The sequence below is a fragment of the Pseudooceanicola profundi genome (assembly GCF_050897955.1).
In the GTDB taxonomy this organism is placed as follows: domain Bacteria; phylum Pseudomonadota; class Alphaproteobacteria; order Rhodobacterales; family Rhodobacteraceae; genus Pseudooceanicola.
On sequence record NZ_JBPAXZ010000001.1, the window covers coordinates 914,666 to 936,047 of the forward strand.

29 protein-coding genes, 1 tRNA gene and 1 pseudogene are annotated in these 21,382 nt (G+C 61.1%); 3 read left to right on the forward strand and 28 right to left on the reverse strand.

The features are described from left to right. The first annotated feature begins 551 nt into the window (after window positions 1-551). Together ACRARG_RS04445 and ACRARG_RS04450 are read left to right on the forward strand one after the other, a co-directional pair. Window positions 552-806, forward strand: coding sequence for a hypothetical protein (locus tag ACRARG_RS04445; protein WP_432688786.1), 255 nt, complete (start codon window positions 552-554; stop codon window positions 804-806). 223 nt (window positions 807-1,029) lie between these two features. Next, window positions 1,030-1,132: transfer RNA gene (locus ACRARG_RS04450), tRNA-Pro, on the forward strand. 60 nt (window positions 1,133-1,192) lie between these two features. Here the strand turns inward: ACRARG_RS04450 and ACRARG_RS04455 are convergent. From ACRARG_RS04455 to ACRARG_RS04540, 18 genes and pseudogenes are all read right to left on the reverse strand, one after another. After that, window positions 1,193-1,360 (reverse strand): annotated as a pseudogene (locus ACRARG_RS04455) (IS1595 family transposase); the annotation flags it as partial. Between the two features lie 52 nt (window positions 1,361-1,412). After that, window positions 1,413-1,742: an AfsR/SARP family transcriptional regulator gene (locus tag ACRARG_RS04460; protein WP_432688787.1), complete on the reverse strand. Its 330-nt coding sequence runs from the start codon at window positions 1,740-1,742 to the stop codon at window positions 1,413-1,415. After that, window positions 1,700-4,369: a hypothetical protein gene (locus ACRARG_RS04465; RefSeq protein ID WP_432688788.1), complete on the reverse strand. Its 2,670-nt coding sequence runs from the start codon at window positions 4,367-4,369 to the stop codon at window positions 1,700-1,702. Before ACRARG_RS04465 ends, ACRARG_RS04460 begins: the two co-directional genes overlap by 43 nt. A 163-nt stretch (window positions 4,370-4,532) precedes the next feature. Next, a complete protein-coding gene (locus ACRARG_RS04470; protein ID WP_432688789.1) occupies window positions 4,533-4,685 on the reverse strand; it encodes a hypothetical protein in 153 nt (50 codons plus the stop codon). Between the two features lies 1 nt (window position 4,686). Then, a complete protein-coding gene (locus ACRARG_RS04475; protein ID WP_432688790.1) occupies window positions 4,687-4,944 on the reverse strand; it encodes a hypothetical protein in 258 nt (85 codons plus the stop codon). Beyond that, a complete protein-coding gene (locus ACRARG_RS04480; RefSeq protein WP_432688791.1) occupies window positions 4,932-5,120 on the reverse strand; it encodes a hypothetical protein in 189 nt (62 codons plus the stop codon). The genes ACRARG_RS04475 and ACRARG_RS04480 overlap by 13 nt, the downstream gene beginning before the upstream one ends. Further along, window positions 5,117-5,752: a lysozyme gene (locus ACRARG_RS04485; protein ID WP_432688792.1), complete on the reverse strand. Its 636-nt coding sequence runs from the start codon at window positions 5,750-5,752 to the stop codon at window positions 5,117-5,119. The genes ACRARG_RS04480 and ACRARG_RS04485 overlap by 4 nt, the downstream gene beginning before the upstream one ends. Window positions 5,753-6,046: 294 nt before the next feature. Further along, complete coding sequence (locus tag ACRARG_RS04490; protein ID WP_432688793.1) at window positions 6,047-6,445, reverse strand: hypothetical protein; 399 nt, start codon at window positions 6,443-6,445, stop codon at window positions 6,047-6,049. Further along, the gene (locus ACRARG_RS04495; RefSeq protein WP_432688794.1) at window positions 6,445-6,612 is read right to left on the reverse strand and encodes a hypothetical protein; all 168 of its coding nucleotides are present in this window, start codon (window positions 6,610-6,612) and stop codon (window positions 6,445-6,447) included. Before ACRARG_RS04495 ends, ACRARG_RS04490 begins: the two co-directional genes overlap by 1 nt. Beyond that, window positions 6,612-6,809, reverse strand: coding sequence for a hypothetical protein (locus ACRARG_RS04500; RefSeq protein ID WP_432688795.1), 198 nt, complete (start codon window positions 6,807-6,809; stop codon window positions 6,612-6,614). Before ACRARG_RS04500 ends, ACRARG_RS04495 begins: the two co-directional genes overlap by 1 nt. 241 nt (window positions 6,810-7,050) lie before the next feature. Continuing rightward, window positions 7,051-7,818, reverse strand: coding sequence for a LamG-like jellyroll fold domain-containing protein (locus ACRARG_RS04505; protein WP_432688796.1), 768 nt, complete (start codon window positions 7,816-7,818; stop codon window positions 7,051-7,053). A 12-nt stretch (window positions 7,819-7,830) separates the two neighbouring features. Then, window positions 7,831-9,471 (reverse strand): hypothetical protein, encoded by a 1,641-nt coding sequence (locus tag ACRARG_RS04510; RefSeq protein ID WP_432688797.1) that lies wholly within the window; start codon window positions 9,469-9,471, stop codon window positions 7,831-7,833. 59 nt (window positions 9,472-9,530) lie between these two features. Next, window positions 9,531-11,621 carry a phage tail protein gene (locus tag ACRARG_RS04515; RefSeq protein WP_432688798.1) on the reverse strand — a complete coding sequence of 697 codons (2,091 nt, stop codon included), beginning with the start codon at window positions 11,619-11,621 and terminating at the stop codon, window positions 9,531-9,533. 122 nt (window positions 11,622-11,743) lie between these two features. Then, a complete protein-coding gene (locus ACRARG_RS04520; RefSeq protein WP_432688799.1) occupies window positions 11,744-12,139 on the reverse strand; it encodes a DUF6950 family protein in 396 nt (131 codons plus the stop codon). Continuing rightward, entirely contained in the window at window positions 12,136-12,426 is a 291-nt protein-coding gene (locus ACRARG_RS04525) for a hypothetical protein (RefSeq protein ID WP_432688800.1), read from the reverse strand. Before ACRARG_RS04525 ends, ACRARG_RS04520 begins: the two co-directional genes overlap by 4 nt. Further along, a complete protein-coding gene (locus ACRARG_RS04530; RefSeq protein ID WP_432688801.1) occupies window positions 12,426-13,025 on the reverse strand; it encodes a hypothetical protein in 600 nt (199 codons plus the stop codon). The genes ACRARG_RS04525 and ACRARG_RS04530 overlap by 1 nt, the downstream gene beginning before the upstream one ends. Next, on the reverse strand, window positions 13,016-13,759 hold the full coding sequence (locus ACRARG_RS04535; RefSeq protein ID WP_432688802.1) for a hypothetical protein: 744 nt from the start codon (window positions 13,757-13,759) through the stop codon (window positions 13,016-13,018). Before ACRARG_RS04535 ends, ACRARG_RS04530 begins: the two co-directional genes overlap by 10 nt. Next, the gene (locus ACRARG_RS04540) at window positions 13,756-15,603 is read right to left on the reverse strand and encodes a hypothetical protein (RefSeq protein ID WP_432688803.1); all 1,848 of its coding nucleotides are present in this window, start codon (window positions 15,601-15,603) and stop codon (window positions 13,756-13,758) included. Before ACRARG_RS04540 ends, ACRARG_RS04535 begins: the two co-directional genes overlap by 4 nt. A 12-nt stretch (window positions 15,604-15,615) precedes the next feature. Here ACRARG_RS04540 and ACRARG_RS04545 point away from each other — a divergent pair, with 12 nt between their 5' ends. Continuing rightward, a complete protein-coding gene (locus tag ACRARG_RS04545; RefSeq protein ID WP_432688804.1) occupies window positions 15,616-15,885 on the forward strand; it encodes a hypothetical protein in 270 nt (89 codons plus the stop codon). Window positions 15,886-16,192: 307 nt separating this feature from the next. Here ACRARG_RS04545 and ACRARG_RS04550 read toward each other — a convergent pair whose 3' ends face one another. From ACRARG_RS04550 to ACRARG_RS04595, 10 genes are read right to left on the reverse strand one after another with little or no spacing between them, the layout of a single operon-like run. Continuing rightward, window positions 16,193-16,588: a hypothetical protein gene (locus tag ACRARG_RS04550; protein ID WP_432688805.1), complete on the reverse strand. Its 396-nt coding sequence runs from the start codon at window positions 16,586-16,588 to the stop codon at window positions 16,193-16,195. Then, window positions 16,585-17,064 carry a hypothetical protein gene (locus tag ACRARG_RS04555; protein WP_432688806.1) on the reverse strand — a complete coding sequence of 160 codons (480 nt, stop codon included), beginning with the start codon at window positions 17,062-17,064 and terminating at the stop codon, window positions 16,585-16,587. Before ACRARG_RS04555 ends, ACRARG_RS04550 begins: the two co-directional genes overlap by 4 nt. A 19-nt stretch (window positions 17,065-17,083) precedes the next feature. Next, window positions 17,084-17,461: a class I SAM-dependent methyltransferase gene (locus ACRARG_RS04560; protein ID WP_432688807.1), complete on the reverse strand. Its 378-nt coding sequence runs from the start codon at window positions 17,459-17,461 to the stop codon at window positions 17,084-17,086. Between the two features lie 3 nt (window positions 17,462-17,464). After that, window positions 17,465-17,884 (reverse strand): hypothetical protein, encoded by a 420-nt coding sequence (locus ACRARG_RS04565; protein WP_432688808.1) that lies wholly within the window; start codon window positions 17,882-17,884, stop codon window positions 17,465-17,467. Then, window positions 17,881-18,939 carry a phage minor head protein gene (locus ACRARG_RS04570; protein ID WP_432688809.1) on the reverse strand — a complete coding sequence of 353 codons (1,059 nt, stop codon included), beginning with the start codon at window positions 18,937-18,939 and terminating at the stop codon, window positions 17,881-17,883. Before ACRARG_RS04570 ends, ACRARG_RS04565 begins: the two co-directional genes overlap by 4 nt. Continuing rightward, complete coding sequence (locus ACRARG_RS04575; RefSeq protein WP_432688810.1) at window positions 18,939-19,322, reverse strand: hypothetical protein; 384 nt, start codon at window positions 19,320-19,322, stop codon at window positions 18,939-18,941. The genes ACRARG_RS04570 and ACRARG_RS04575 overlap by 1 nt, the downstream gene beginning before the upstream one ends. Then, window positions 19,319-19,831: a DnaT-like ssDNA-binding protein gene (locus ACRARG_RS04580; protein ID WP_432688811.1), complete on the reverse strand. Its 513-nt coding sequence runs from the start codon at window positions 19,829-19,831 to the stop codon at window positions 19,319-19,321. The genes ACRARG_RS04575 and ACRARG_RS04580 overlap by 4 nt, the downstream gene beginning before the upstream one ends. After that, the gene (locus ACRARG_RS04585) at window positions 19,831-20,097 is read right to left on the reverse strand and encodes a hypothetical protein (RefSeq protein ID WP_432688812.1); all 267 of its coding nucleotides are present in this window, start codon (window positions 20,095-20,097) and stop codon (window positions 19,831-19,833) included. Before ACRARG_RS04585 ends, ACRARG_RS04580 begins: the two co-directional genes overlap by 1 nt. A gap of 5 nt (window positions 20,098-20,102) precedes the next feature. Beyond that, window positions 20,103-20,342: a spike base protein, RCAP_Rcc01079 family gene (locus ACRARG_RS04590; protein WP_432688813.1), complete on the reverse strand. Its 240-nt coding sequence runs from the start codon at window positions 20,340-20,342 to the stop codon at window positions 20,103-20,105. Between the two features lie 54 nt (window positions 20,343-20,396). Continuing rightward, window positions 20,397-21,365, reverse strand: coding sequence for a major capsid protein (locus tag ACRARG_RS04595; RefSeq protein ID WP_432688814.1), 969 nt, complete (start codon window positions 21,363-21,365; stop codon window positions 20,397-20,399). Window positions 21,366-21,382: the final 17 nt, after the last annotated feature.

Consider the following 21,382-nt stretch of genomic DNA (forward strand, 5'->3'; position numbering starts at 1 on the left):
ATCCTCCAGATTGTTACCTTGGTGGCTTTGGTCGCAAACATCGTCCACCAATGGTAAGTCTGGCGGCTGGTCTCGGGAAACCGGGGACAGCATAGCAAATATAACGGAGGCGACATGACTTCTCAAGATTTTCTGGACTGGATGACCAGAACGGGATGCAGAACTGCCCGCGATGTCGAGCGTGTACTTGGTGTCGGGCGAAACACCGCGACACGGTATGTTGCCTCCGCAAGAGCCGGTGAGGAACTGGACCTTGCGCCATATATGTCCCTTGCCATGTCAGCCATTGCTCAGGGGCTTAAGCCTTGGAACGAATACGAAAGGTAAACTCATGCCGAACTGGAAAGTGAACCTGTCCATCGCCCTGTCAGTGGCGATCATTGTTTTGATCTTCGTGAACTTCGCGGTTCAGGGATAAGCAATACGCCCCAACCATCCGGCGGGACGCTGTCCGGCATATGATCGCCTGCGATTCAGTTGGCAGGCCACTCCGGCGAACGAACCCCTGCAAGCATCCATTGCATGACCTGCGCCGCTACCGGGATTGCGGAATGTTGGTGCGCTTGAACGAACAAAGTTCGCAAACGCCATCGCGCTCAAGTAACGAAGTGGTAGCGCATGAAAAAGTGGTGCGCTTAAGCGGACAATACTCATACCGGCAGGGCTCTCGCGGTTTTTCCAAAACCGCTGCCGCTCTTCTCTGCTTGGAAACCGGCGCCTTACTTTCGCTGCGCGAAAGTAAGTTGGTGCCCCCACACGGCACCGGATATTTATTTATTTCAATTACTTATGAAGTATTTGCGTGATTTTTGGGGGTTTCAGTTGGAATATCCCGGCCCCTTCCCCGGTGAGGATTTTGAAGAAGCGGAGGACGATACCTTGGAGGGTGACACCTCCGCTTCTTCTTGAGGAAACAGCTATGGAGGTAAATCCAATGCCGCCGCCTTGAATTGATCGCCTGACCGCCTCACGGCGGAGGGACCATCCCGCTCCTGCCACGCGATATGCTGGCGAGGGGCGGGCCACACTGCGGATGTGGTGGAATAGGTAGACACAGTGGCTTTGGATGCCACCGGGCGAGCCTCCTACAGCTCTGACGCCCGTGCCGGTTCGATCCCGGTCATCCGCACCACCTTCATACAATATAGTGATTCCGCTGGCAATTTTTATATTGCCAGCGGGATCAATGGTTTTATGCGATAGGCGCTGCATACGTCAGCCTCTTTCCGACTACCGCACGCAGCGCAATCTCGCCACGCTCCGCATCCTCAACGCCATTGGCCGAACGGTTGTTGTAACGGAACTCAAATTCCGCTGCATAGCGGTGCAGGTGTTTCTTGGCGCAGTGCTGGTACACGCCCGTGATCGCGAAAAGCAGCGGCGGAAGCTGGCAGCGGCTTATGTGCGATAGCCTACTCCCACGGCGGCTCCCAGCCCTCCGGCACCGTCAGCCGATAGCCCACGCCGTGTAGGTTCTCGACTGCGAACCCCTCCGGCAACCTGCGCCCGAGGTCTCTTATGTGCTTGTACGTCCCGCTTCGCGCATGTTGTACCTTACGACCATGGTGTAGATGCCGGACGATTGTGGCCACGGTCACGGTGCGCCCCGGCGAAACCGCCAGGGTATAAAAGACCACCGCCTGCGCCCATGTCAGCTTGTAAGCCGCAGCGCAGGCGGTGATGGGGTTGTCACCGTAGATCACGGCAGAGGATCGAACCCGGTCGGCGCCGAATAGTCCCAATCGCCAGACGCCACCCGCAAAGTAACCTCTGAGCCGGGCGCGTTCATGGATGCCATCGGGACCGGGTCGCTCGTCAGGGTGGAATAGCTGAGGCCACCTACACCGGTTGCCGGATCGGCAGAGGCATTGCTGTTCCAATTACTGGAGAGCGCCGCGCCGATATTATGCAGCCTCACCCAGAACTCCTCTGTCGCCGGGTCAATACAGACCTGCACGACATAGCCGCCGGAGTTGTCACCAGAGAGCGCCGGGCTGATTGCCGTCGACCCGCCCGCATGCACGACATTGCCACCGGACAGACCGACGAACTCGGTCGGCTCAGAGACGGATGTACCCTGCGGCGCGGTCGTCACGCCGATACCGCAGCGAACCGTCGCGCCGGAACCATTGTGGTAAACCTCGAAATACCGCTTGCCGGAAGAAACAGGCGTCTGACCCCGGATATTATCCGCGCCGGACGCCGTACGGGTAGCCACAAGGTTTCCGCTGGAATACGTGATCTGGGACGTTTCAAACGTCGCATCCCACGTAGAGGCCGCTGCAGCCACGACTGACGGGGTTTCCGACTTGGTGTCAGACGGGTCGCCTTCACCCTCCGCATTCACCGCGCGGATTTCAACGTCCACTTCAACGTCTTCCGTAAGGCCCGTGATATCGAACCCGCTGGTGCCGCCGGAGCTTGTCCATGTGCCGCCGTCAACGCGGTATTCAATATCGGTTATCGTCGCGCCGCCATTGTCCGGAAGGCTGCTGATACCGACCGTCAGCGCATCACCGTCGCCCGCATTCGTCAGGGTCCAGTCGCCGCTTTCAAATGCATCCGGCACGGTGGCCTCTACCGCAGCGATGCTCTCCGCCAGCTTCACAACAGAGGTTTCCGCATCCGGGTCCATGCCGAGGACTGCGTAAACCTCATAGCCCGCGCCTTCCGTCAGTCCGGAAAGCGTCACTGTCCGATCAACGCGACGTGTCGCGATAGCGGTTCCCGTGACGGACGCCCCTGTCCCTGCCTTCACGTCAGCGGCAGAGGGCTGCGGCGTGCTTTCGGGCCATGCACCGACGTAGATATCGCCGGTCTCAGAAGCGTTGAAGGTATAGGTCCGAGACGTGGCCGTGGATGCCGAGACATAAGGCTCTGTGATCCAGACCGGCAGAACCCGGTCCACCGCGTAATCCGCCGATGGAATGCCGCCGGTCCCGTGGATATGCTCGATCAAGAGCTTGAGCGCGACACCGCCCTTCTCGATATGGGTCAGGGTGTTGTGGTGCAGACTGTCCGAAGACGCATAGCCCGACATGTCGATGTAATAGCAGTTGTCGTCGCGATAGGGTGCGGCTGCGTCGGCATAGGTCGGCTCGTCGTCCACCGTGTTCCAGCTTGTGACGTAGCCCTCATCACCGGCAGCGTCCGTCACCGTGATCGCATCACCCGCCTCGTTCAGACGCACATGCCAGCGCGCAAGCGATTTCTGCTGTGCCGCCACCGCTTCGCGCACCCGCTCTTGGTTGTCTGCATAGGGGTCGCCGCTGTCGCCCGGCAGCACAAAGCCCAAGAAAATATAGGGGATGGTTGCGGCGGTATCGAAATACTCGCGCTTGCTGCGGATGATATCGACGTGATTTGCCGCCCATCCGGTGACAAGTGCGTCCGCCAGGGCAAGCGGCATAACCTCCGCCACGTTGCTGTTGCCCGTGGTCGTTTCAGCGGTCGAAACGGCCAATTCGGCCTCCCGCTCACCCTGTGCATAATCGAAGTGCGACCAGCGCACGTCATTGGCGCGGACAACCACGTCAATCGTCTGGCGATAGATGCTGTCAGATGTGCGCCAGTGCGCGCCATTCGGGACAAAGCCCGATTGCGGCTGACCACCAATTGCCCGCTTTTGCAGAAGCGCCCCGGCAGTGCCCGGATAAAGCGGAGAACCTGCGGCGGTGTCAGTGATGAACTGCGCAAAGCCAAACAGGGTGGAAATGCCCTGCCCGCCGCCTTTCGCCTCTGCGACAGGGCCGGTCACGCCATCCACGGTGAAGCCGTCCTTAACCACGGTCAGCGGAGCAGTATCCCCGAGGTTGTCAAATTCGGCCATAAGCGCGCGGTCGTAGACGCCCTGCATGGCATCAGGTACGTCGGCGAGGGCGCAAGTGCCATCCGCATTCGACTGCCCCTCTTTGCCGGAGCCGACAAGGCCGGTGAATGTAACAGACGCCGGATCGGTCACGGTGTATGCGAAAGCCTTGGTATCGCTGTACTTGCTGTTCCGCACAGTCACAGTGGCCGTGCCGCTGGCATCCGCATCCGGTGCCGTGCCGGTGATCGCGCCCGTGTTGCTGTCGATTGAGAGCCAATCCGCGCCAGTGATCGAATATACCGGGTTGGTGCCGGTCACGCCGGTAGATGCGCTCAGGCTGACGCTATCGCCGTATTCCAGCGACTGGTCGGCAATGGCCGTGCCTGCGTCGATCACGGTGTCGGCGACGATGTAGGCGGGGGCAGACGCGCCTACGGAGACAACCTCAACCTCATCACCGTCTGTCGGATCGAAGTCGCCCGATGAAGCCTCTGTCCAGCTGCTGTCAGCGCCGCCGCGAACGCGCCAGTAATAGGTAGTGGTGGGCAAAGTGACCATTATGCGGCCTCCGCTGTGATGCTCGAATTGTCATTGGTGAGGGTCGGCGCTGCGTTCTGACCGCCAGTCGCCGTAATCGTGCTATTGTCGTTGGATAGCTGGGGGGCGGATCCACCCCCGCCGCCGTGAAGTGCAGGGAACCAGAGGTTGATGCCGATGCTGATCATTCGTCGCACTCCCGGTCCCAAGTGGTGTTTGTCTTGAAGTCGCGGCGCAGGTTCGCGGGGGCATTCGCGGCCCGCCAGTCAACCTCCGCTTGCGTGAACCGGCGCGGCTCTTCCACGTCGCAGAACAGCGGCGCGGTGCTTTCGATCACGTCAGGGCGAAGGCAGGAGCCAGCTGGGAGGCACAGAGCGCAGGCCGTCATCAGGAATGCGGTCGATTTCTTCATCGGAAACCCTGTCTTTGATGATGTTGGAAAGGCGGGCGCTGCATCCGTTCACGCGGATCGTCAGCGTCTCGTTTTCGGCCCGCAGGGCGGCATTGCGCCATGCGAGGTATCCGGCAGTGGCAACGGCTAGGCAGGCCAGCAGGAGCGCGCCGGGGAGGAGGTAGCGGGCGATCACGTCGACCAACCGCGCCGTTTTGCCAGCACGTAGACCACCTCCACGACGCCAGCGAGGGCCATGCCAGCCACGGCCACCATGTCAGGATCAGCGGCAAGGTCTGTGCCCTCCGCTGCCAGCCCGTAGGCCACCAGAGCGCCGGAGAGATATCGCAGGGCAATGCGGGCCAAAGGTGCATAGGTCATTTGCGAAAGCCTTCGATGATAAGCTGGATCAGCCGCCAGAGGCCGGGGGCTTTGGCGGGGATTTCGGTGGCGGGGGGTGCAGGCTGCATCAGGTCGATCAACTGCGCCTGCGTCAGCGTCGTGACGGGCTTCCAGATGACTTTCCCGGCCTCAGTCGCGGGCCAGACCGTTGCTTTGCCGCTGCCGTAGCTGCCAGACCGCCAGAGCGTTTGCTCTGCCGAACGGCGCGGGATGATCTCGGGGGGCTTCGACCAGTTCATGATCGCCTTGCCAGCGGCCACCCTGTCGCCCGCGTTCCAGTGCTTGACCCACGATGCGCGGGCAATCGCTCCGGTGTTGAAATGGAAGCTGACCGCCGCGTCAAATTCGTGTTGCGCCATCGGCACTTTTACCGCCGCCAGCACGTCAGCCGCGTACCGCTCAATATCGCGCGCAAAAACCGCCATGACATTGGCTAGGGCTGCATCCATGTCAGCGGGCATCCCACGGGCCATGCTGGCCGGGTTTGGCGCTCCTGCGGCGGCTGTGTGGCCGATGCCGTAGGTCAGGACGCCCACGCTGTCGAAGTAAGGCGCAGGCACAATGCCTTCATGCCCCGCGATGAACACGAGGCCCTTGTCGGAGACTTTCATGGGGGATTCCCTTATTTGGGTGATGTGGGGTATGGTGTGGGGGAGCGCGGCGGCGGGGAAAGCAGACCCGCAGACGAACTTAGACTCAGTTAACGCCACCCAAGCGGGCGACGGTGTAACGACCGTAAAAGCTGAGAGCCGGAGTAGCGCCCGGCCCGCGCTCAAAACGCCTTCTGGCGGGTGCATCGCCCTTGTGACGACTGATCGAGGCTTTACCGGGTGCATCCACCAGAGCGCGGAACGGACTGGGCTTCCCCGGTCGTGACGCAAAGGGCTGGCAACGGTCGCCGCGCTCTACTTCCGCCAAATCCAGATTTTGCAGGGCTTCGGATAGAATGGGCTGCTAAACCAACTCCAGCCTTTCCGATCTTCTGCCGGGATCGTGTAGAACAGCGCGGCCAAAGCAGCCAAACCAGCCGCGAAAGCCGCCATGTTCAGGGACGCATTCACCAGCGTGCCATGCAGGCTGCCGACGCTGCCATGCACAAAGGACCGCCATAGATCCCAGTAGGCCATTCGCGCCACACCCTTGATATCGACAATAAGGATCATCAGAACCATGGCGATAATCTGGGGCGGATAGTCTTGCCGATTACGCAGCATCCGCATCATGTGCGGCCAAAACCCCCGAAACGACAGGACAAGCGTAGGAACCGCCAGAAGGGCGGCAATTTCGTTCAGATGGTAGAGCATTAGTCGTCCCGGTGCTTAGGGAGTAGTTCCGCAAAGAGGCGGTCCAGGTCGCGGTCGCGCTTGGCGATTGCTTCCTTCAACTCATCGGATGATGCTTTGGCGGCCTGCGCAGCTTTCACGGCGCGGTCGAATTTCTCATCCGTGCTTTCACGACGAAAGAAGCGCATCACCGACGATCCACGCTGTTCTTGAGGTCGTTCATTGCATCCTTCACGGCCATGCTCACCTCGTAGAGTTTGTCCGTCAGTGCGTCGATCCGCTGCGACTTCCGGTAGTTGTCCCAGCCGAGCCAGAGGATCACCAATCCCGAAAGCCCCTGCCCCAGAAGCATGTCCACCACCGGGGAAATGATCGAAGGCTCCATCACAGCTCACCATAAAAACGCACCTCCGGCGCAAAAAGTTGCCCCAGTGGTGTTTCGTCGGCGGAATTCAACCGTTGCAGAATCACAGCCTCACGCCGATTTGATCTCTTAGCCAATGCGCGGCCTCCTAGTGTCGCGTGTCGGTTAGCCGTCGCCCGATCCTGCACGATAGGGCGGCGGCGCTTGGTTAGCTGGTGATCGACGGCCCGACATTGGCCAGCATCCACGCCCCGATCCTGTTCTAAATCACCGGTCCGGCGTGCGCCGCCAGCCATGATTTAATGCCGGAATAGATTTTGTCGATTTGGGCGGAATTTGCGGCGATGTCGTAAACCGCCAGCCCGGCCACGGCACAACCACCTGCGACGTTGCCATTCCAGTCGCGACCAACCCGGAAAGCACGCGGGTTCTGTGTGCCCGGCGCAGACCCGTTGACGTAAGATCCAGTCGATACCAACATGGCGCTGTCCGCTGCTCCCTTGCGATAGAGCGCCATGCCCGAGGGAGACCAGACCGAAGCCATGAACTCCCATCCGCCAGCAGACAGTCCGGGCGCCCGCGACACTGTATCAGCAGACACGCCCCCGGCGTAGGTGTGCATTTGCATGGTGCCAGCGGCCTTATCGACCTCCATCTTCAGGCCGGGCGTGGTCGATGTGTTGTACGACGACGCGGGCACGCCATCCTCGCCATTGTTCAGCCATTTAACCACCGCCGCAATGGTCAGTGATCCGGGCACACCGGACTCCAGCAGTTCCTCGTCGGTGTAGGGTAATGTCCACCACGCAACCTGATCCGGCTCCGCATAGCTGCCCGTCAGCGGCGTGACCAGCCCGTGCATGGTAGCGCGCTTTCCCCGCAGTGAATAATCGTAGCTGGGGTCCTCCGGGTACGCATGCCCAAACATGCCCGCCCACTTTAGAGCACCAATCGGTGGCCAGCTTTCGCCGTAGTATCCGATACCGCTTTCGCTGAAGTCAGCGCCGGGAATGATTGTCTGTATTGCCATGGTGCTGCCTCCTCAGGCGTCGATGTCAAAATGATGGATGGGCGCCCAATGCCAGAGCGCGTAATCGTCACCCGATATCCCGAATGTCGCGGCATCACTGTCGCGCATGTTGCCGCGTGATCCTGTGGTGCGGCCAGCGTTTACGCCGGTGGCCCCGCCCTGCCATGCATACCGGACCTGTATGTCAGTGGCAGGCAGATCGGCAGACATGGTGATCTGCACGAACCGCCGCGCCACCACCGCAACCGATGCGATGGTCAGCGCCAGATTGCTGTCGCGCCGATAGACCTGATACCCGCGCGCCGCCAGAGCCGCGACATTCGTGGTGTCGATCACCAGCGGCTCGACCGGCACGTCATATTCAATCTGGATTGTCCGGGCGCCCTGCACCCAGGCCCGGATCGGGCGAATATACTCGCCGTCCATTCCCAGCGACACACGCGCCACTGCACGCCCGATCATCGCGCCGCACCATTTGACCTCCTGCGCAGTGGCCAAATGCGACCCGACGCCGCCGCCATCGCCGTATTCGTACTGATACATCGTGCCGCCGAATACGTAATTCGGGTCAGAAATGCACCGGTCCAGCACGGCCTCGGCGAGTGTCGGATAGCTGTTTCCGTAGTACTGATGCGACGCCACCTGTGTCATCACCATGACCAGCGTCACGGGATAGCCCAGAGCGGCTTGCGCATATGCCTCGGCGGGTCGGCGGATATCGTCCTCGATCCGCCGCAGCCAGATTTCAGGATTTTCGGTATTGTCGGCCTCGCCCTGGGTGTACACCAGCGGCAGGATGCCCACCGTGATCCCCTGCGCGTCGGCATAGGCCGCGATCGCATCGATAGCCGTGGTGATGCGATACCAGTAGGCGCCGTTCTGCCCCAGCTCATCGGCCCGTCGCCCGCTTTCACAGCAGTTGATCGACACGACCTGATCATATGCCGCGCTGAACGCAAACCCGGCCTCGTCTGCAAATGCCGACAAAAAGCTTTCCGCAACGCCCCGGCTCGCCTCTTCGGCGGTTCCGATGGTGACGTGATCGACCATCTCATCCATGTAGGTTTCCGGATCGGCCCAGGCGGTAGACGATGGAACCGTGCCGCATTCAAACATTTTCAGATTTGGAACCGGCGTCGTACTGATCGGAGTAGTCGAAAACCCTCGCAGCACCGATTGCCCGTAAAGGATCAGGAACGCCGTGCCGCCAGTCAGACGCGCCCGGTCGAGGTCGCTGTCGGCGGTGGCGCCGATCTCAGCACCGTCCGTATGAAAGCCCGATATGGCATAGCCGGCCGCATCGACGGTCACACGGTCATAAGCATCCGTCTCGGACCATGATCCGGCGGAGCGGGTAGTGCCGTCCAGCAAATCGACGCGGGTCGCATAGCCATTGGCGTCAACCCAGACCGATCCGTACGCGTCGGTGTCAATGAGTCCCGGCACCTTGTCCGCATCGGCTTTCAGATCAAGAGCGGCTTGCTGGGCGGTGGAGATCGGCAAATCCCCGGTATCCACCTCCGCCGCCGTGCCAAGCTGATCCACCACGCTTTGAAGCAGATCTTCAATCGCATTCTCTGTGCCGCCTCTGGTCGCGATCTTCGGATCGGTGCCAGTCGTCGGGATGGTCAGTTCGCCTACGGTGATGGTCATATTGCCTCCATGCTCAAAGACCCCGCAGGCGGGGCAGTTCGTTCAGATGTTCAGGATCGTCAGGCCGTGGTTTCGGAGACCGCAGCGGTGAAGTCGGAGGCGCTGGCATAGTCCCCGCGCGACCGGGCGAAATAGTATCGCGTCACTGCGGAACCAAGGCCGGTTTCCTCCGCCGTGACGGTGGCATTCTGCGAAGCATAGACGGGCCCGGAAAGCAGGGCCGCATCGTCCGGATCACTCGTTGGACCGGCGTAAATCTCGATTGCCCGTACGTCCGGATCATTTGGGACGCGGAAGCTCACCTCGATAGTTCCCGGTGTTGTCTCTGCCGCCGCGCCGTTCGTCGGGATATCCAGATCAATATCGACAACAGGCGTCACGCCGGTAATACTCACATGTTCGGACTTGCCGGATGCAGACACGGCCAGCACCCGAAAGTCCTGCGCATCCCCGGCCACGCCCGGCACATAGACAAACACATCGCCAGAGCCGTTGATCGTTTCAGCATCTATGACGCCCTGCAATTCACCCCAAATGCCGCCCGTGGTTGCCCGGATTTGCCATTCGTACAGATCGACGCCAGACGACGGAGACGGCGCAAATTCGTAAAGCACGCGCGGCGAGATATAGCCGCCGGTGTCTTGGTTCGCCGCATCGCCCGTGGTGGCCGTGATTGCGCCGGGCGGGGCAACACCCTCTCGGGTGCCGTCGTATGGCTCGTTTACAACCTCTTCTTCTTCGGTCGTTTCGTCCCAATCGTAAATATCGGACGTGTGCTTAACCAAAGTCGCGGGCAGGCGCATGGCGACACCACCAGTCGCGCCCACAGGGTCGATCCCCGGCGTGATGCTTTCAACCTCGAATATTCCATTCAGAGCATCAAATTCCGGGTGGTCGATATCCAGCGTCACGGTGGCACCGCCTACCAGATCGAAAGCTTCCGGCGGCAATACGCATGTGATCCGGTTTTGCCGCCGCAACCGCATCCCGGAGATTTTGCGCACCCGCATGGCCTGCGTGGCTGACGGGCAGAACGACAACGCAAGATCGCGCACCGCCTCAACCCCGCCGTCTTCTGTCAGTGCGCCGGGGATTTCCCATGGCTCCAGATCGGCAGTCTCATAGCCGCGCGCCGGTGACAGGTAGGATACCCGCAGAACGTTCACCAGTTCGGTTTCGTGCGCTAGGATTTGCTCCTCAAACCCGTCTTCAAGAAAGTCTGTGACCGTCACAGAGGGTGCCCGATACGCCCCGGCAGCATAGCCAAGCTGCCCGCCAATCCGGATCAGGTCAGCCGCACCGGATGCCACCAACGGGTTAATCTGGTCCTCGATTTCGCCGGTCGAAAACAGCATTGTCCCGGCGGCGGTATAGCGGTCCTCGGTTCCGCCTGATTTGAGATCAACGCTTTCTTCGCAGATATCCGCGCCGTCGATAAAGCTATCCAGATGCAGGTTGGCATCGCGGTACTGCCGGATCGGGTTTTGCCGCAGCGCGTCCAGCGTGCAGAGCGCGTGGTTGTCCGACCATTCCCAAGTATCCGGATCGTCTGCGTCCTGCGCCCCGTCGCGTGGATCCCATACCAGACTGAATTTACCCTCTACCTCGACAAGCGGCGGCGTAGCGGGCCAGCGTTCCTGTCGGCTGCGGTTCGGCCCCCGATCAAGGCGGCACCAGATGACCGTTCGACCCTGCCAGCCGTCTGTATCCTTCCAAAGCTCTTCATCGTCACCGGAAGCCCAAGGAGCCTCTTCCAGAAACTGACGCGGCGGCGATGTTTGATCGCCCCGGCTGATCCAGACGCGCGCGTAGCCGTCGAACGGGTCGGCATCGGCATCCGCGCCCCCGAAGTCGCCCCCCGTGCCGCCGCCGTCCGGTGTGCCGTCGAAGTCAAAGGCATCGCCCGTCAGCGTGACCTCGCGCTTGTCGAAGAACAGCGTGAAGTCTGGCAGCGCAGACGGCCGGGAATTGAGGATCCAGCACCCCCAGATGTAGTCATCGCGAACCGGCGTCCCGACTGGCGTCCCCGTGGCGCGGGCTTCACCATAGACGAACCGATAGCCCGGTGCAGTTGTTGGGGCGGATAGCTCCCGCTCGATGTCTTGTGAGCGCTGAGAAGATGCCAAAAGGGCATTGACTGCGGTATTCAACAGAAGCGACCCGCCTATCCTGAGCGCAATACCGCTCAAAGACACACCCGTCGCAGTTACGCCCCCGATACCAAGGCCCGTCAGAAAGCCGCCGCCAGAAAACCAGCCGAGAGCCACCGGAGCTAGGAAACCCATGTCATTGCCCCCAAAATCGGCCCCCGGTGATACCGAATTCCCGACTTGCCTTTGGTCGCCGTCCATCCGCCGCCGACACAAATCCCCAGGACCGCACCAAGCGGCCCATTGTGTGCGATCATCACAAGATCGCCCGGCTGCGGATCGTCCGTTTCACGCATCCCCGCATCCCGGCAGAGCGCCGTAACACCCGCCACGTATCCGCCTCTTTGGCGTGCCAGCCGTGCTGCGCTGACCGGCCCCGAATATGCGTCCCGGAGGCTGGCAAACGGGCGAATTCCGAAGAGGGCAAACAGCACTTCATCCGTGGCCGAAAAGCAGTCAGCAGATACCCACTCAAAAGGCCCCGCCATGTGCAGCCGCACAGCCTCGATTACCGTCACAGCGAATAGACCCGCGCCGTGATTGCGTAGGACTGGCCCAGCGACAGAAGCGGGGCTGTCAGCGTGACCGACAAGGCGTCATCCGACGATGCAACCGCGTGATGCAGAGCATAGCCCGCAGGCAGCGCCTCCACCGGCAGTAGGAGATAGGGCCTGCCTTTCGTCACGCCGTCAAGCGGCACTGTCACCTTGCGCACTCCGGCGCTGATCAGTTGCAGGTTTGCCGACTGCGCTATGGTGATCGTCGCGAAGGCCGGGACGTTGTTCAGCCAAAACTTGCCGCTCATCACCACACCGCCGGGTTGCGCGCCCGCTTGATTGCGTTCTGCACCTGCCGCCCCGCCGTATCGCCGGGATAAGCGGCAATCTGATCCTCATATCCATGTGTGATGGATGCCTTGGCACGGGCAGACGGGCCGGTCCCGAGAGGCAACGTCATGTCGTGCAGAAACTCCATCCCCTGCCCCGAAAACCGGAAACTCTGCCCGGCGAAATACCCGGTAAAAAGCGAAACAGGATCGGTCACAAGCGTCGTGCCGCCCCGCTCCGTCGTGACGCCGAACCAGACGGTGAAAGGCAGATTACGGATCGACTTGCCACGCTGATCCATAACATCCTCAAGGCGCGCCGCGACATGCGCCACCGCGTCCCCCGTGGCCAGCCCGCCCGTTTCCGCAGGGATTTCAAGCTGCACCAGAGACACCAGCGCCCCGTCGATATCGACACTTGTGCCGGACCAGTCCTCGCCGCCCCATGTCAGCGTTCCCGTGCCTGTATGCATGCGCACGGTGCCATCCGGCCATTCCGCCTCGATCAACATAACCGGATGAAAGTGACCGGCCAGCGCAGAAATCAGACCGGCGGGGGCGTTGCGCGTCAGGGCCATGGGTTAAGCTCCGTCCAGCTTTCATATTCGTCGGAGAAAACCTCGCGAAAGTCCCACTGATATCCGAAGGTGCCAGTGGCGGGCATGACAGACCGGGGCATGTCCAGTGCCTCAAATACGATGCTTTCCCGCGCGCCGATGCTGACAAGGCCCTCAATCGTGAATGCCTCGAAAAGCCGGATCACGGCATTGCCGGAACCGTCAGACGTAGCCGCCGCCAGTGCCGTGCTGGCCTCTGTGTCGGTGCCGTTCGATATCACAATGCGCTGCGACGGGCGGGCAACTTGCACATTCGGCGGCAAGCCCGTCAACGAAACGGCAAGCCAGCCCCCGTCTGTCGTAGGCGTCCCGGAAACAGCGTAATCCCCGGCGCCCCAAACCATGGACGTGCCGTCCGAAGTCCAGAGCATTTCCGTACCGCTCGAAGTCCATTCAAGGATCGACTGCACCTCTGCGGATATCTGCCCCCGAACCGGATGAAGGTGCGGAAAGGCATCTATGCGCACCAGATGTTCGCCGCCTACCAGGAGCCGTTTCAGGTTCTCGATATAGCCCGCGCCGTTCTGATCCTTGCCAATGCCGGTGACATGCGCCGTCGCGTATCGCCGCGACCGCTGGAAAGACGATGTGCGCGCGCGGCCACTGAACAACTCGACCGACCGCGAAACCGGATCGACCGTCGTCAGTTCCCAGCCGGTCAAGCCGACAGGAGGCCATGCGTAAACGTTCGTCATGCAATCCCCGTCATACTTTTGGGCTGAGACGACATGCGCCGCGCCTGCGATTGGTTGTTGCGGGTGACAACCTGCACAGCCACGTCCCCGGCCACCTGCCGGACTTGCCCGATGGTCACACCCTCCGGCACGGCAAGCTCAACGGTGACTTTGGAATTGCCGCCCATGGCGTGGTTTGGCGTGATAGTGCCGCTGGCCGTTGGCGTGAACAGCTCCGGACCTTTCTCGCCCACGATATAGCTTGTGCCGCTGGAAACCGGCCCGCCAGATGCGCGGAAGCCGCCAAAGAGCCAACCAGCCACATTGCCAAGGAAGCTGCCACCCGATCCCGAACCCCAAAGCCCGGACAGCGCATTGGACAAATCACGCGCTGCGGATCGAATGGCAGCGTCAGCAAGAAACCTGAGAAGCGCTTTGCCGACATTATCGCCAGCAACCGCCGCCTGTAGCAAATCCTCTGTCAGCCCTTGGATGCCATCGCGGATCGGGCCAAATTCGGTGCGCTCGAATTCTTCTGTGACGAGGGCCTGCGCCTGCGCAAATTGTTCCGCCGATAGATACCCGGCCTCCTGCAACTCGTTCAGGTCGGCAATCTCGCGGTTGTATTTGTCCAGCGCGGTTTCGGCGCGCCTGATCCAGCGTTCGGCCTCGCGGGCCTGTTCGTCTACTGCGGAACGTCCGCCTCCGCCCTTGCGTCCGCCGGAACGGCCCTTGCTCGGATAGGTGACGCGTACTCCCCCGAGACCCATCAGTGCCACGTCGGTGCGATCCGGAACCACGTTGCCACGGCCTCCCAAAACTGGGCCTTGAAGGGCCTTCCATTGGGCAGTTTGCGCAGCTTGGGCATTCATCGCGGCAACGGCGAGGTTCTCAGCCAACCGGGACGCCTCATTGGCACCAGCACCAATCGAGGGCGCTAGGCCGTCTGTTGCGTCCACTACGGCATCAGCAAGAGCTGCGAGCCGGTCAGTCTCATTGGACAGATCGATAGTCTTGTCTAGCGCAGCAGCAAATTCAGGAGGAATATCACGCAAAGATACGCCAGCATCGTCCAGGTAACGCACCATATCCTGTAGTGCAGCCTGCTGCTTGTCGAATGTGTCGGCAGTCGCGGAAGCCTGCACGATCGCCTCGAACTCTTTCGCTTGCGCGTTGGTTAGGCCAAAGTCTGCCTCGATCCTTGTCAGGGCATTTCTCAGATCACGCAGAGAATGAGATGCAGTAAAGTATGCCCCTGCCGTGTCTCGCAGAATGCTGGCTTGCTGTTTAAACACATCTTGCGCCGCATTTACCCGCAGTTCGGCCTGCAACAGCGCAAATTCACGGACCCGACCAGCGGCGTTGCCATATTCCTCGTATAGGTCAACCACGTCCATTTTTAGAGTGCTGAGAACAGCCTCAAGTCCTTCCGCTGTGCTGGCGAGTTGGTCCATGGCGTCATCGAAATCGGTTGCGCCAGACGCTGCGGAAATGAAGTTCCCGACCAGCGGCAGAAGCGCACCAGCGGCCACACCGGCACCAATCGCCAGCGGTCCGCCAAGGTACATCGCAATATCGGGAAGCTGGATCGCCAGCGCCCGCAGCGGTTGCCCTGTCGCGCTGGCTTGCTGTGCCACCTGCGAAAGCTGCATCGCGATGCCGCGACTATCGAAAGACCGGCTAGCTTTCGATATGTCTCGCATCGGTGCGGACATCGAACTGAAGGCACGGCTTGAGTTCTTCCCAGCCTTCACCACCTGTTTTTCGGTGATCGCCGCCTGGTCCCCAAGCCGGTCAAGGTCAGACGTGGCCTTGACAGCGGACGAGGAATCGACGGCAAATCCGAGGCTTGCGATATCGGTCACAAGGATACCCCCATGAAAAAAGTGTTTCTATTCATCGTGATATTGTTGCCCTTCAGCGCGACATCAGAGCCTTACGAGGACGCCAGAAAGGCGTTTTCCGACTGCGAAAACGCTTGGTTCATGAAGGGCAAAAAGGATGCCCTAGAGCGCCTAAAGGTCGCAGGTACGCAAGTGGCGCTGAGGGTTAACCCTCTGGCGAAGGATTCTGAGGAGCGGCTAAAACAGTTGCGGGATGCGACGGATTGGCTCCGGAAGTGCGGCAAAATCGTCTATCCCGACTAACCCTCCCAAGGCGGCCGCCCTAGCGGGTCATCCCCGATCTCCTTGCCCCGCAGATACGCCGCTGACATTCCCCGGATGACGTGCCGTTCACGTTCGTTCGCCCAAGGCAGAGCCGAAGCGATTTCAGAGTAAGGCAGCGGGACCGGGCCGAACCCGCCTTGATGCACTCGCCCCATGTCGCTGAAAGCCGCCGCGATGTATTCGGCTTCTTTCGGGACCGGCGGCAGATCGGGCGACTTATGCCCCCGATGGTTGATCCAGCTAGGCGGCTTTCCGTTCAGAAAGCCGAGATGCTTCGCCCAGAGGGTCAGGGCTTCCCGGCACTCTTGAAAAAAGAGGCGCGATCCCCGGCCACCTCCTCGATCTGCTCAAGGATCCAGACCCAAGCCGGTTCCGCCAGCATGGACCGCAGCTTGTCCACGGTGACGGCTTCCTTGCCGATCTCCATGCCTTCTACGGAGGCCACGGCAGCAGCGGCCACGGCCACGCGACGGCCCGTCAGGAACTCTGATGCATCAGCCTTTTTCTTGCGGTCCTGCATCTGGCGCAGATAAGCCCGCTCGGCTTCCTTCACGGCCTCGCTGTCATAGCCGATCACGCCGATCTTGATGCCGAGGTCCGTGCCGGTGCCCGGGGCCACCAAGTCAACGAAGGCACCCGCCTTGGACGCCTCCGACAGGTTCAGATTGCTGATATCCGTCATGCAGCGGCCCACGCGGCAGCGGTGATCGGCAGAACGGCAGTGTTGATCCGCGCCGTGCACATCTGGCCACGAATGCTGTCTTGCGTTAGCGCACGGTAGCGCGGCGAGGTGCAGACACCGGAAGCGCATTCATAATCGCCGCTGTCCGAATATACCTTGAAGAAGGTCAGCAGGGTATTGCCGCCGGAATTCGCCGTGATGATATCGCGGCCTGCATCGGTGTCGCGTTGCTGGATCGTGATAGTGACTTCGCCGCCATCAGATGCGCCATTGGTGTGGTAAATACGGCCTTCCGAAACGAGCCCTTCGGCCACGTCGTTTTCCGTATCGCCCCACTCGCCGAATTCGACCAGGCCGACGATTTCCTCGGCGCTGGCAAACAGCGTCTTGTAGGCTGCGGCAGTCTCTGCCGTGGGTTCACCGACCGCCACATAGACCGACGAGCCGGTGACGTTCTCAAGTCCTGCTAGTGGCATATCGCCCTCCTATTTGCAGTCAAAAATGGTAGTTGCCCCGGATGACGACCGGGACGCTGTAGACGCCATCAGTCACCGGCAAGGCGGCACGGGGCGAAGGTGCGGCGGTGATCTTCACGCCGTCGAAGAGGTCACCAACGGCGAAGCGGGCAACCAGTGCGGAAACGAGGGCGTCGTTTTCGGTGCTGTAGTCGGTGCCGGTTTCAACGCGCACGACGATTTCCGGGCGGGCCTCTGTGGATCCATTCACGCCCATGGTGCGCTGCGCCCCGCCGGATACCTGCACCACGTAGCGCGGCAAACCCTTACCGGGTCCATTGGGCAATACGATGTTGGGCGGGTCCGTCATGGTGACGATCCGCCGGATCAGGGCCGCTTGGCCCGCTGTGATGCTCATGGGTCAGTCCTTGAACTGCGCCGCGTTCTGCGCAACGATCACCGACCATTGCTGCACCGCGTTACGTACGAAAAACCGTCCTGCGAACTTGCCGGTCACGCCGTATTCCTGCGGTCTGGCGTGGAGCGCGGTGAATACCGCCTCGAACACATCGCCAAGGTCCATCCCAGCCACGAGCGCGGCATAGGACACATCGCCTTGTCCGATCACACCGCCGTTGATACTGACCTGCTGCGAGTTGATCAGTTCGCCGGTATCGACCGGCACAAAGCCGACCTGAAAGGTGCCGCCCGTGTCCTTTACGCTGGCCTGTCGCCGGGTCATCAGTTCGCCGACGTCTTGGGTCGCTCCACGGATGATGTGCTCGGCGTTCTCAGTTGCCTTTTGCGTCCAGCCGCGAACCGACGCTGCGAATGTAATCACGCAGCCCTCCGCGCGATCCGCGCCACCATGGCCCAGTCGATGCGGATGCGTTCCGAGCACCGGCAGTTGACCGTTTCTGCAGCCGGGGCGTTCTCGTCATGCGGATGCGCCAGCAAGGCCCCGGTGACGGGCGAGACGAACATTTCGCCCCACCTGATTTCCTGCCCGTTCAATGCCCGGTGGCTGTCGCGGGTACGCGGGCCGGGTGTTGCGTCCCATATCTTCGTCACGGCTTCGACCGGCACCTTGCCGTCATCAATCATCTGCTGCGTGCTTTCGTGGCGTCCGGCGTTCATTGCGCCGTTGCCCTCAGTCCGCGCGATGGTGTCGGCCCTGACCTTCAACAATCTGTCCGAATACCGCCCAGTGATCCGGTCGATGTCCGCCCGCGCCAGCGACTTGCCATCCTTGATCGCCTTGCGGATCATCGGATCAAACCGACGATCTCGCTTTTCCCGGCGAAAATAACTGCTGTCCAGTTCCTCAAGTTCAGCCCGTGCCTTCCGCACCGCTGCGGCCTGCCTGCTGTGAAGGCCGATCAGCCCGCCCTTGCGCTGGTTGCCCTCAGTGCGACCGATCAGGTCTTGAGCGACCTTCCGATACGAGCGGGACTGCTCAACCGCTTCGGCTATCGTCCCCCGGATCACCTCTTGCGTGTCCAGAGTGACTTCCGTGATCAACCGGGCCGCTGCTGTCCGCGTCCACGCTTCCGCCCGGGGATGTCTCCCCTGGAACCGCACCTGCAAGTAAGGCGCGGTATTTGAGGACGGCTTTGGGAGCGTGCTCAGCTGGTAAACCGCCCCCGCCCTGAATGCCGCGTCTATCGACTGGTCCAAAGGCGCGAAGAACTCTGCGCCAAGCTGCAAGGCCGCTGTGACTTCTCGAACGCCCTGCCCGATGTTACCTGTCCGAATTGCCCGCTCGATTGCTTCCTCGATCACCCGCATCTGCGCCGTGCTGCGAACGTCCTGAATGGCTTCCTCAAACGCGCGGGCGATCTGAGGGCTGACCTTATCCAGTTCGGCAAGGAAGGCGCGGCGGGTGTCGCGGGGCATCAGTCCTCACCTTTCCGGCATTGGCATTCCCAGTAAAGCACCACGCCACCCGGCTGCATCGCATCCACGTTTACGATGCTGAACACCTTCCCGGCCACGGTCAAGGTATCGCCGTTGCGCGGGTCTGTCTCAGCATCCGGCGCAATCATGGCCTTCACGTCGCGGGCAGTGATCTGCGCTCCGTCGCGGTCACGGGCGCTGTACTCGCTCAGGATGAGGGTGCAGGCGTAATCCGTGGTAGACCCCGGCGTCGGGGGATATGTCGTTTCGTCTGCGCCGGTGGTTCGGGTGATGGTGCCTGTACGCGGGGCTCCGTTGCCGACCTCCGCACCAGCCTCAGCGATAGCGGCGGCAACCTCTGCGGCAATGTCAGCGCCGCTCATCCACGCAGTAACAGCGTGGTTGCGCCGCCCCCTATGAGAAGTCCAGCCAAAAGATCGTCAACAGCCGTCATGACAGGCCGGTAAGAGTCAATCGTGTTGGGTGCGCCGGTGACTTCCCAGCCCAGATCGCCGACCTTATTCAGAACCTTCTGCCCCTGTCGGGTGATAGACGGCGACAGGCTTCCCGGAGAAGCCAATTCAGCCCGCGTCATGTAATGCTGCGCTTCGATCACTTCTGCGGGGATTTCATCTTCCGAAATCTCGTTGCCTTCGCCGTCCGTCATCTCGGACCGGGGGAAAGCCATGGCTTGCGCCCGCCCATAGGTGCGCCACCCCTTCCAAGGCAGGCTGTCAAGGCGCTGGCAGGCCCGCACGATAGCTGCGCTTAGGGCATCACTCGTCGTGACCGTTTCGTCAAAGGTCAGCGATGCCCAAGCGATGTATGCCGCTTCATTGGTATAAGCATTTGACCCGGCAACGTTGGAGCCATCCTCGACGGTAACGGCCATCAGACGAACATGGCCTTTTTCAGCAGCTCTTGACGCTTTTCAACGCCGATCCTGCCGTCATACTCGACTCCGTGCGCGTCCAGCCATTCGCCCAACTTTTCCTTGTCGGTGATTGCGTCGATATCTTCGGGGCTTTCCGGAACGTCCAGCGCCTTCGGCTCCTCGCCATCTGGGGCAAATCGCGCATCAATGATCTTGAAACCCTGTGCCCGCAGCTCTGCTTTGCGCTCGGGGGAAACTGGGTGCGGCTCGTAGATGATCTTCATATCTCTCACCCGTAGATTGCGACGATATCCGTCGCTGTGGTGCCGGTAGAGAGGACGAAACTGCCTCCGACAGGAAGCAAACCGGCCACATCTATGAAAGTAACGGTCTCGCCGTTCTCACCCTTCAAGGCAACGTCCCCTGGCGAACCGATCCAAAAGGCATCAGCCGATCCGCCCGCAAGCCGATTGGTGTCGTGCGGCGTGACAGCCGCAAAGGAGCGGCCCATATTCGGAATACGACCCATATAGGCCTCCTGTTATCAAGGAGGCGGCAAGGTTGCCCCCGCCGCCCGGATTTATCAGGCGTCTGCGTCGCCGACCGCGATGACACCAGCGGTCATCTTGTCGAACTGCGCCACCTTGTCCCAGTTGGTGCCGGTCGCGACTTCGGCGTCGGTCGGGGATTTGCCGCCGTTGGTTTCGTCCCACGAGTAACCCTTGAGGCCAAGCGAGAAGCTGTAGTCCGCCTGGAACGTGGTTTCGATCCGGGTCTGGCCGTTGGTGGTCTCGACGTTGGTGATGATGTCGGACGTGTTGCCCACGACAGCAGCGCCAGAGACAAGGCCCAGAACCTTGGACAGGTTCGGCGTGCCGCTCTCGTAGAGGGCCGGTGCATCGGTGATGATCACGGCCTTGCCGAGAATGTCGATCACGTTCACGTTGCCCGCCTCAAACAGGCGCTGACCGTTGGCGAGGTTGTCGCCAATCAGGTTGTGCGCCGTGGTGCCGGTCATCACGTTCGCAACGATCTGGCCCGACATGTCGCCGAACTTGGCATGTGCGCCGTTGATCGCGCCGTAGGTGATCCCTGCGGAGCCGGACACGTCGTTGGTCACAGCCGAGTTGTTCTCGATTGCGGCCACCAGCGCAGCGATTGCAGTGTTGAGCTGATCCTGTACCAGCAGTTCAGCAAACGCCGATGCTGCGGCCTGAACGCCTTGTTGCGTCGGACGTTGCAGCCAAGTCATCTGCGACGGCTCATATCGGACCGGGCCGAAACCGCCCGCGATCTTGACCTTGGAGCCGACCAGTTCGGTCAGGTCGGTCGGGGTCACAGACGCTTGCGCAGCGTAGCGATCAACGCGACGCCGGGCCGAGGCCAGCGAAGCAAAGAAGCTTTCCCGCATGAAGTCGCCGGTCATCCCCTCCGAAGAAAGGACGATAGCGCCAGCGGATGCAGCGTTGAACTTGTCGATCTGCTGAGCGAGCGAAACGATGGTCGCAGGCATGATGTAATCATTGAAGACCTGCATTTGGGAGAGAGACATGTGGTTATCCTTTCATG

Coding starts and splice junctions, on each gene's coding strand:
- ACRARG_RS04445 (WP_432688786.1), top strand. CDS start 552: ATGTTGGTGCGCTTGAACGAACAAAGTTCGCAAACGCCATCGCGCTCA.
- ACRARG_RS04465 (WP_432688788.1), bottom strand. CDS start 4,369: ATGGTCACTTTGCCCACCACTACCTATTACTGGCGCGTTCGCGGCGGC.
- ACRARG_RS04480 (WP_432688791.1), bottom strand. CDS start 5,120: ATGACCTATGCACCTTTGGCCCGCATTGCCCTGCGATATCTCTCCGGC.
- ACRARG_RS04485 (WP_432688792.1), bottom strand. CDS start 5,752: ATGAAAGTCTCCGACAAGGGCCTCGTGTTCATCGCGGGGCATGAAGGC.
- ACRARG_RS04490 (WP_432688793.1), bottom strand. CDS start 6,445: ATGCTCTACCATCTGAACGAAATTGCCGCCCTTCTGGCGGTTCCTACG.
- ACRARG_RS04495 (WP_432688794.1), bottom strand. CDS start 6,612: ATGCGCTTCTTTCGTCGTGAAAGCACGGATGAGAAATTCGACCGCGCC.
- ACRARG_RS04500 (WP_432688795.1), bottom strand. CDS start 6,809: ATGGAGCCTTCGATCATTTCCCCGGTGGTGGACATGCTTCTGGGGCAG.
- ACRARG_RS04505 (WP_432688796.1), bottom strand. CDS start 7,818: ATGGCAATACAGACAATCATTCCCGGCGCTGACTTCAGCGAAAGCGGT.
- ACRARG_RS04510 (WP_432688797.1), bottom strand. CDS start 9,471: ATGACCATCACCGTAGGCGAACTGACCATCCCGACGACTGGCACCGAT.
- ACRARG_RS04525 (WP_432688800.1), bottom strand. CDS start 12,426: ATGAGCGGCAAGTTTTGGCTGAACAACGTCCCGGCCTTCGCGACGATC.
- ACRARG_RS04530 (WP_432688801.1), bottom strand. CDS start 13,025: ATGGCCCTGACGCGCAACGCCCCCGCCGGTCTGATTTCTGCGCTGGCC.
- ACRARG_RS04535 (WP_432688802.1), bottom strand. CDS start 13,759: ATGACGAACGTTTACGCATGGCCTCCTGTCGGCTTGACCGGCTGGGAA.
- ACRARG_RS04545 (WP_432688804.1), top strand. CDS start 15,616: ATGAAAAAAGTGTTTCTATTCATCGTGATATTGTTGCCCTTCAGCGCG.
- ACRARG_RS04550 (WP_432688805.1), bottom strand. CDS start 16,588: ATGACGGATATCAGCAATCTGAACCTGTCGGAGGCGTCCAAGGCGGGT.
- ACRARG_RS04555 (WP_432688806.1), bottom strand. CDS start 17,064: ATGCCACTAGCAGGACTTGAGAACGTCACCGGCTCGTCGGTCTATGTG.
- ACRARG_RS04560 (WP_432688807.1), bottom strand. CDS start 17,461: ATGAGCATCACAGCGGGCCAAGCGGCCCTGATCCGGCGGATCGTCACC.
- ACRARG_RS04570 (WP_432688809.1), bottom strand. CDS start 18,939: ATGCCCCGCGACACCCGCCGCGCCTTCCTTGCCGAACTGGATAAGGTC.
- ACRARG_RS04575 (WP_432688810.1), bottom strand. CDS start 19,322: ATGAGCGGCGCTGACATTGCCGCAGAGGTTGCCGCCGCTATCGCTGAG.
- ACRARG_RS04580 (WP_432688811.1), bottom strand. CDS start 19,831: ATGGCCGTTACCGTCGAGGATGGCTCCAACGTTGCCGGGTCAAATGCT.
- ACRARG_RS04585 (WP_432688812.1), bottom strand. CDS start 20,097: ATGAAGATCATCTACGAGCCGCACCCAGTTTCCCCCGAGCGCAAAGCA.
- ACRARG_RS04590 (WP_432688813.1), bottom strand. CDS start 20,342: ATGGGTCGTATTCCGAATATGGGCCGCTCCTTTGCGGCTGTCACGCCG.
- ACRARG_RS04595 (WP_432688814.1), bottom strand. CDS start 21,365: ATGTCTCTCTCCCAAATGCAGGTCTTCAATGATTACATCATGCCTGCG.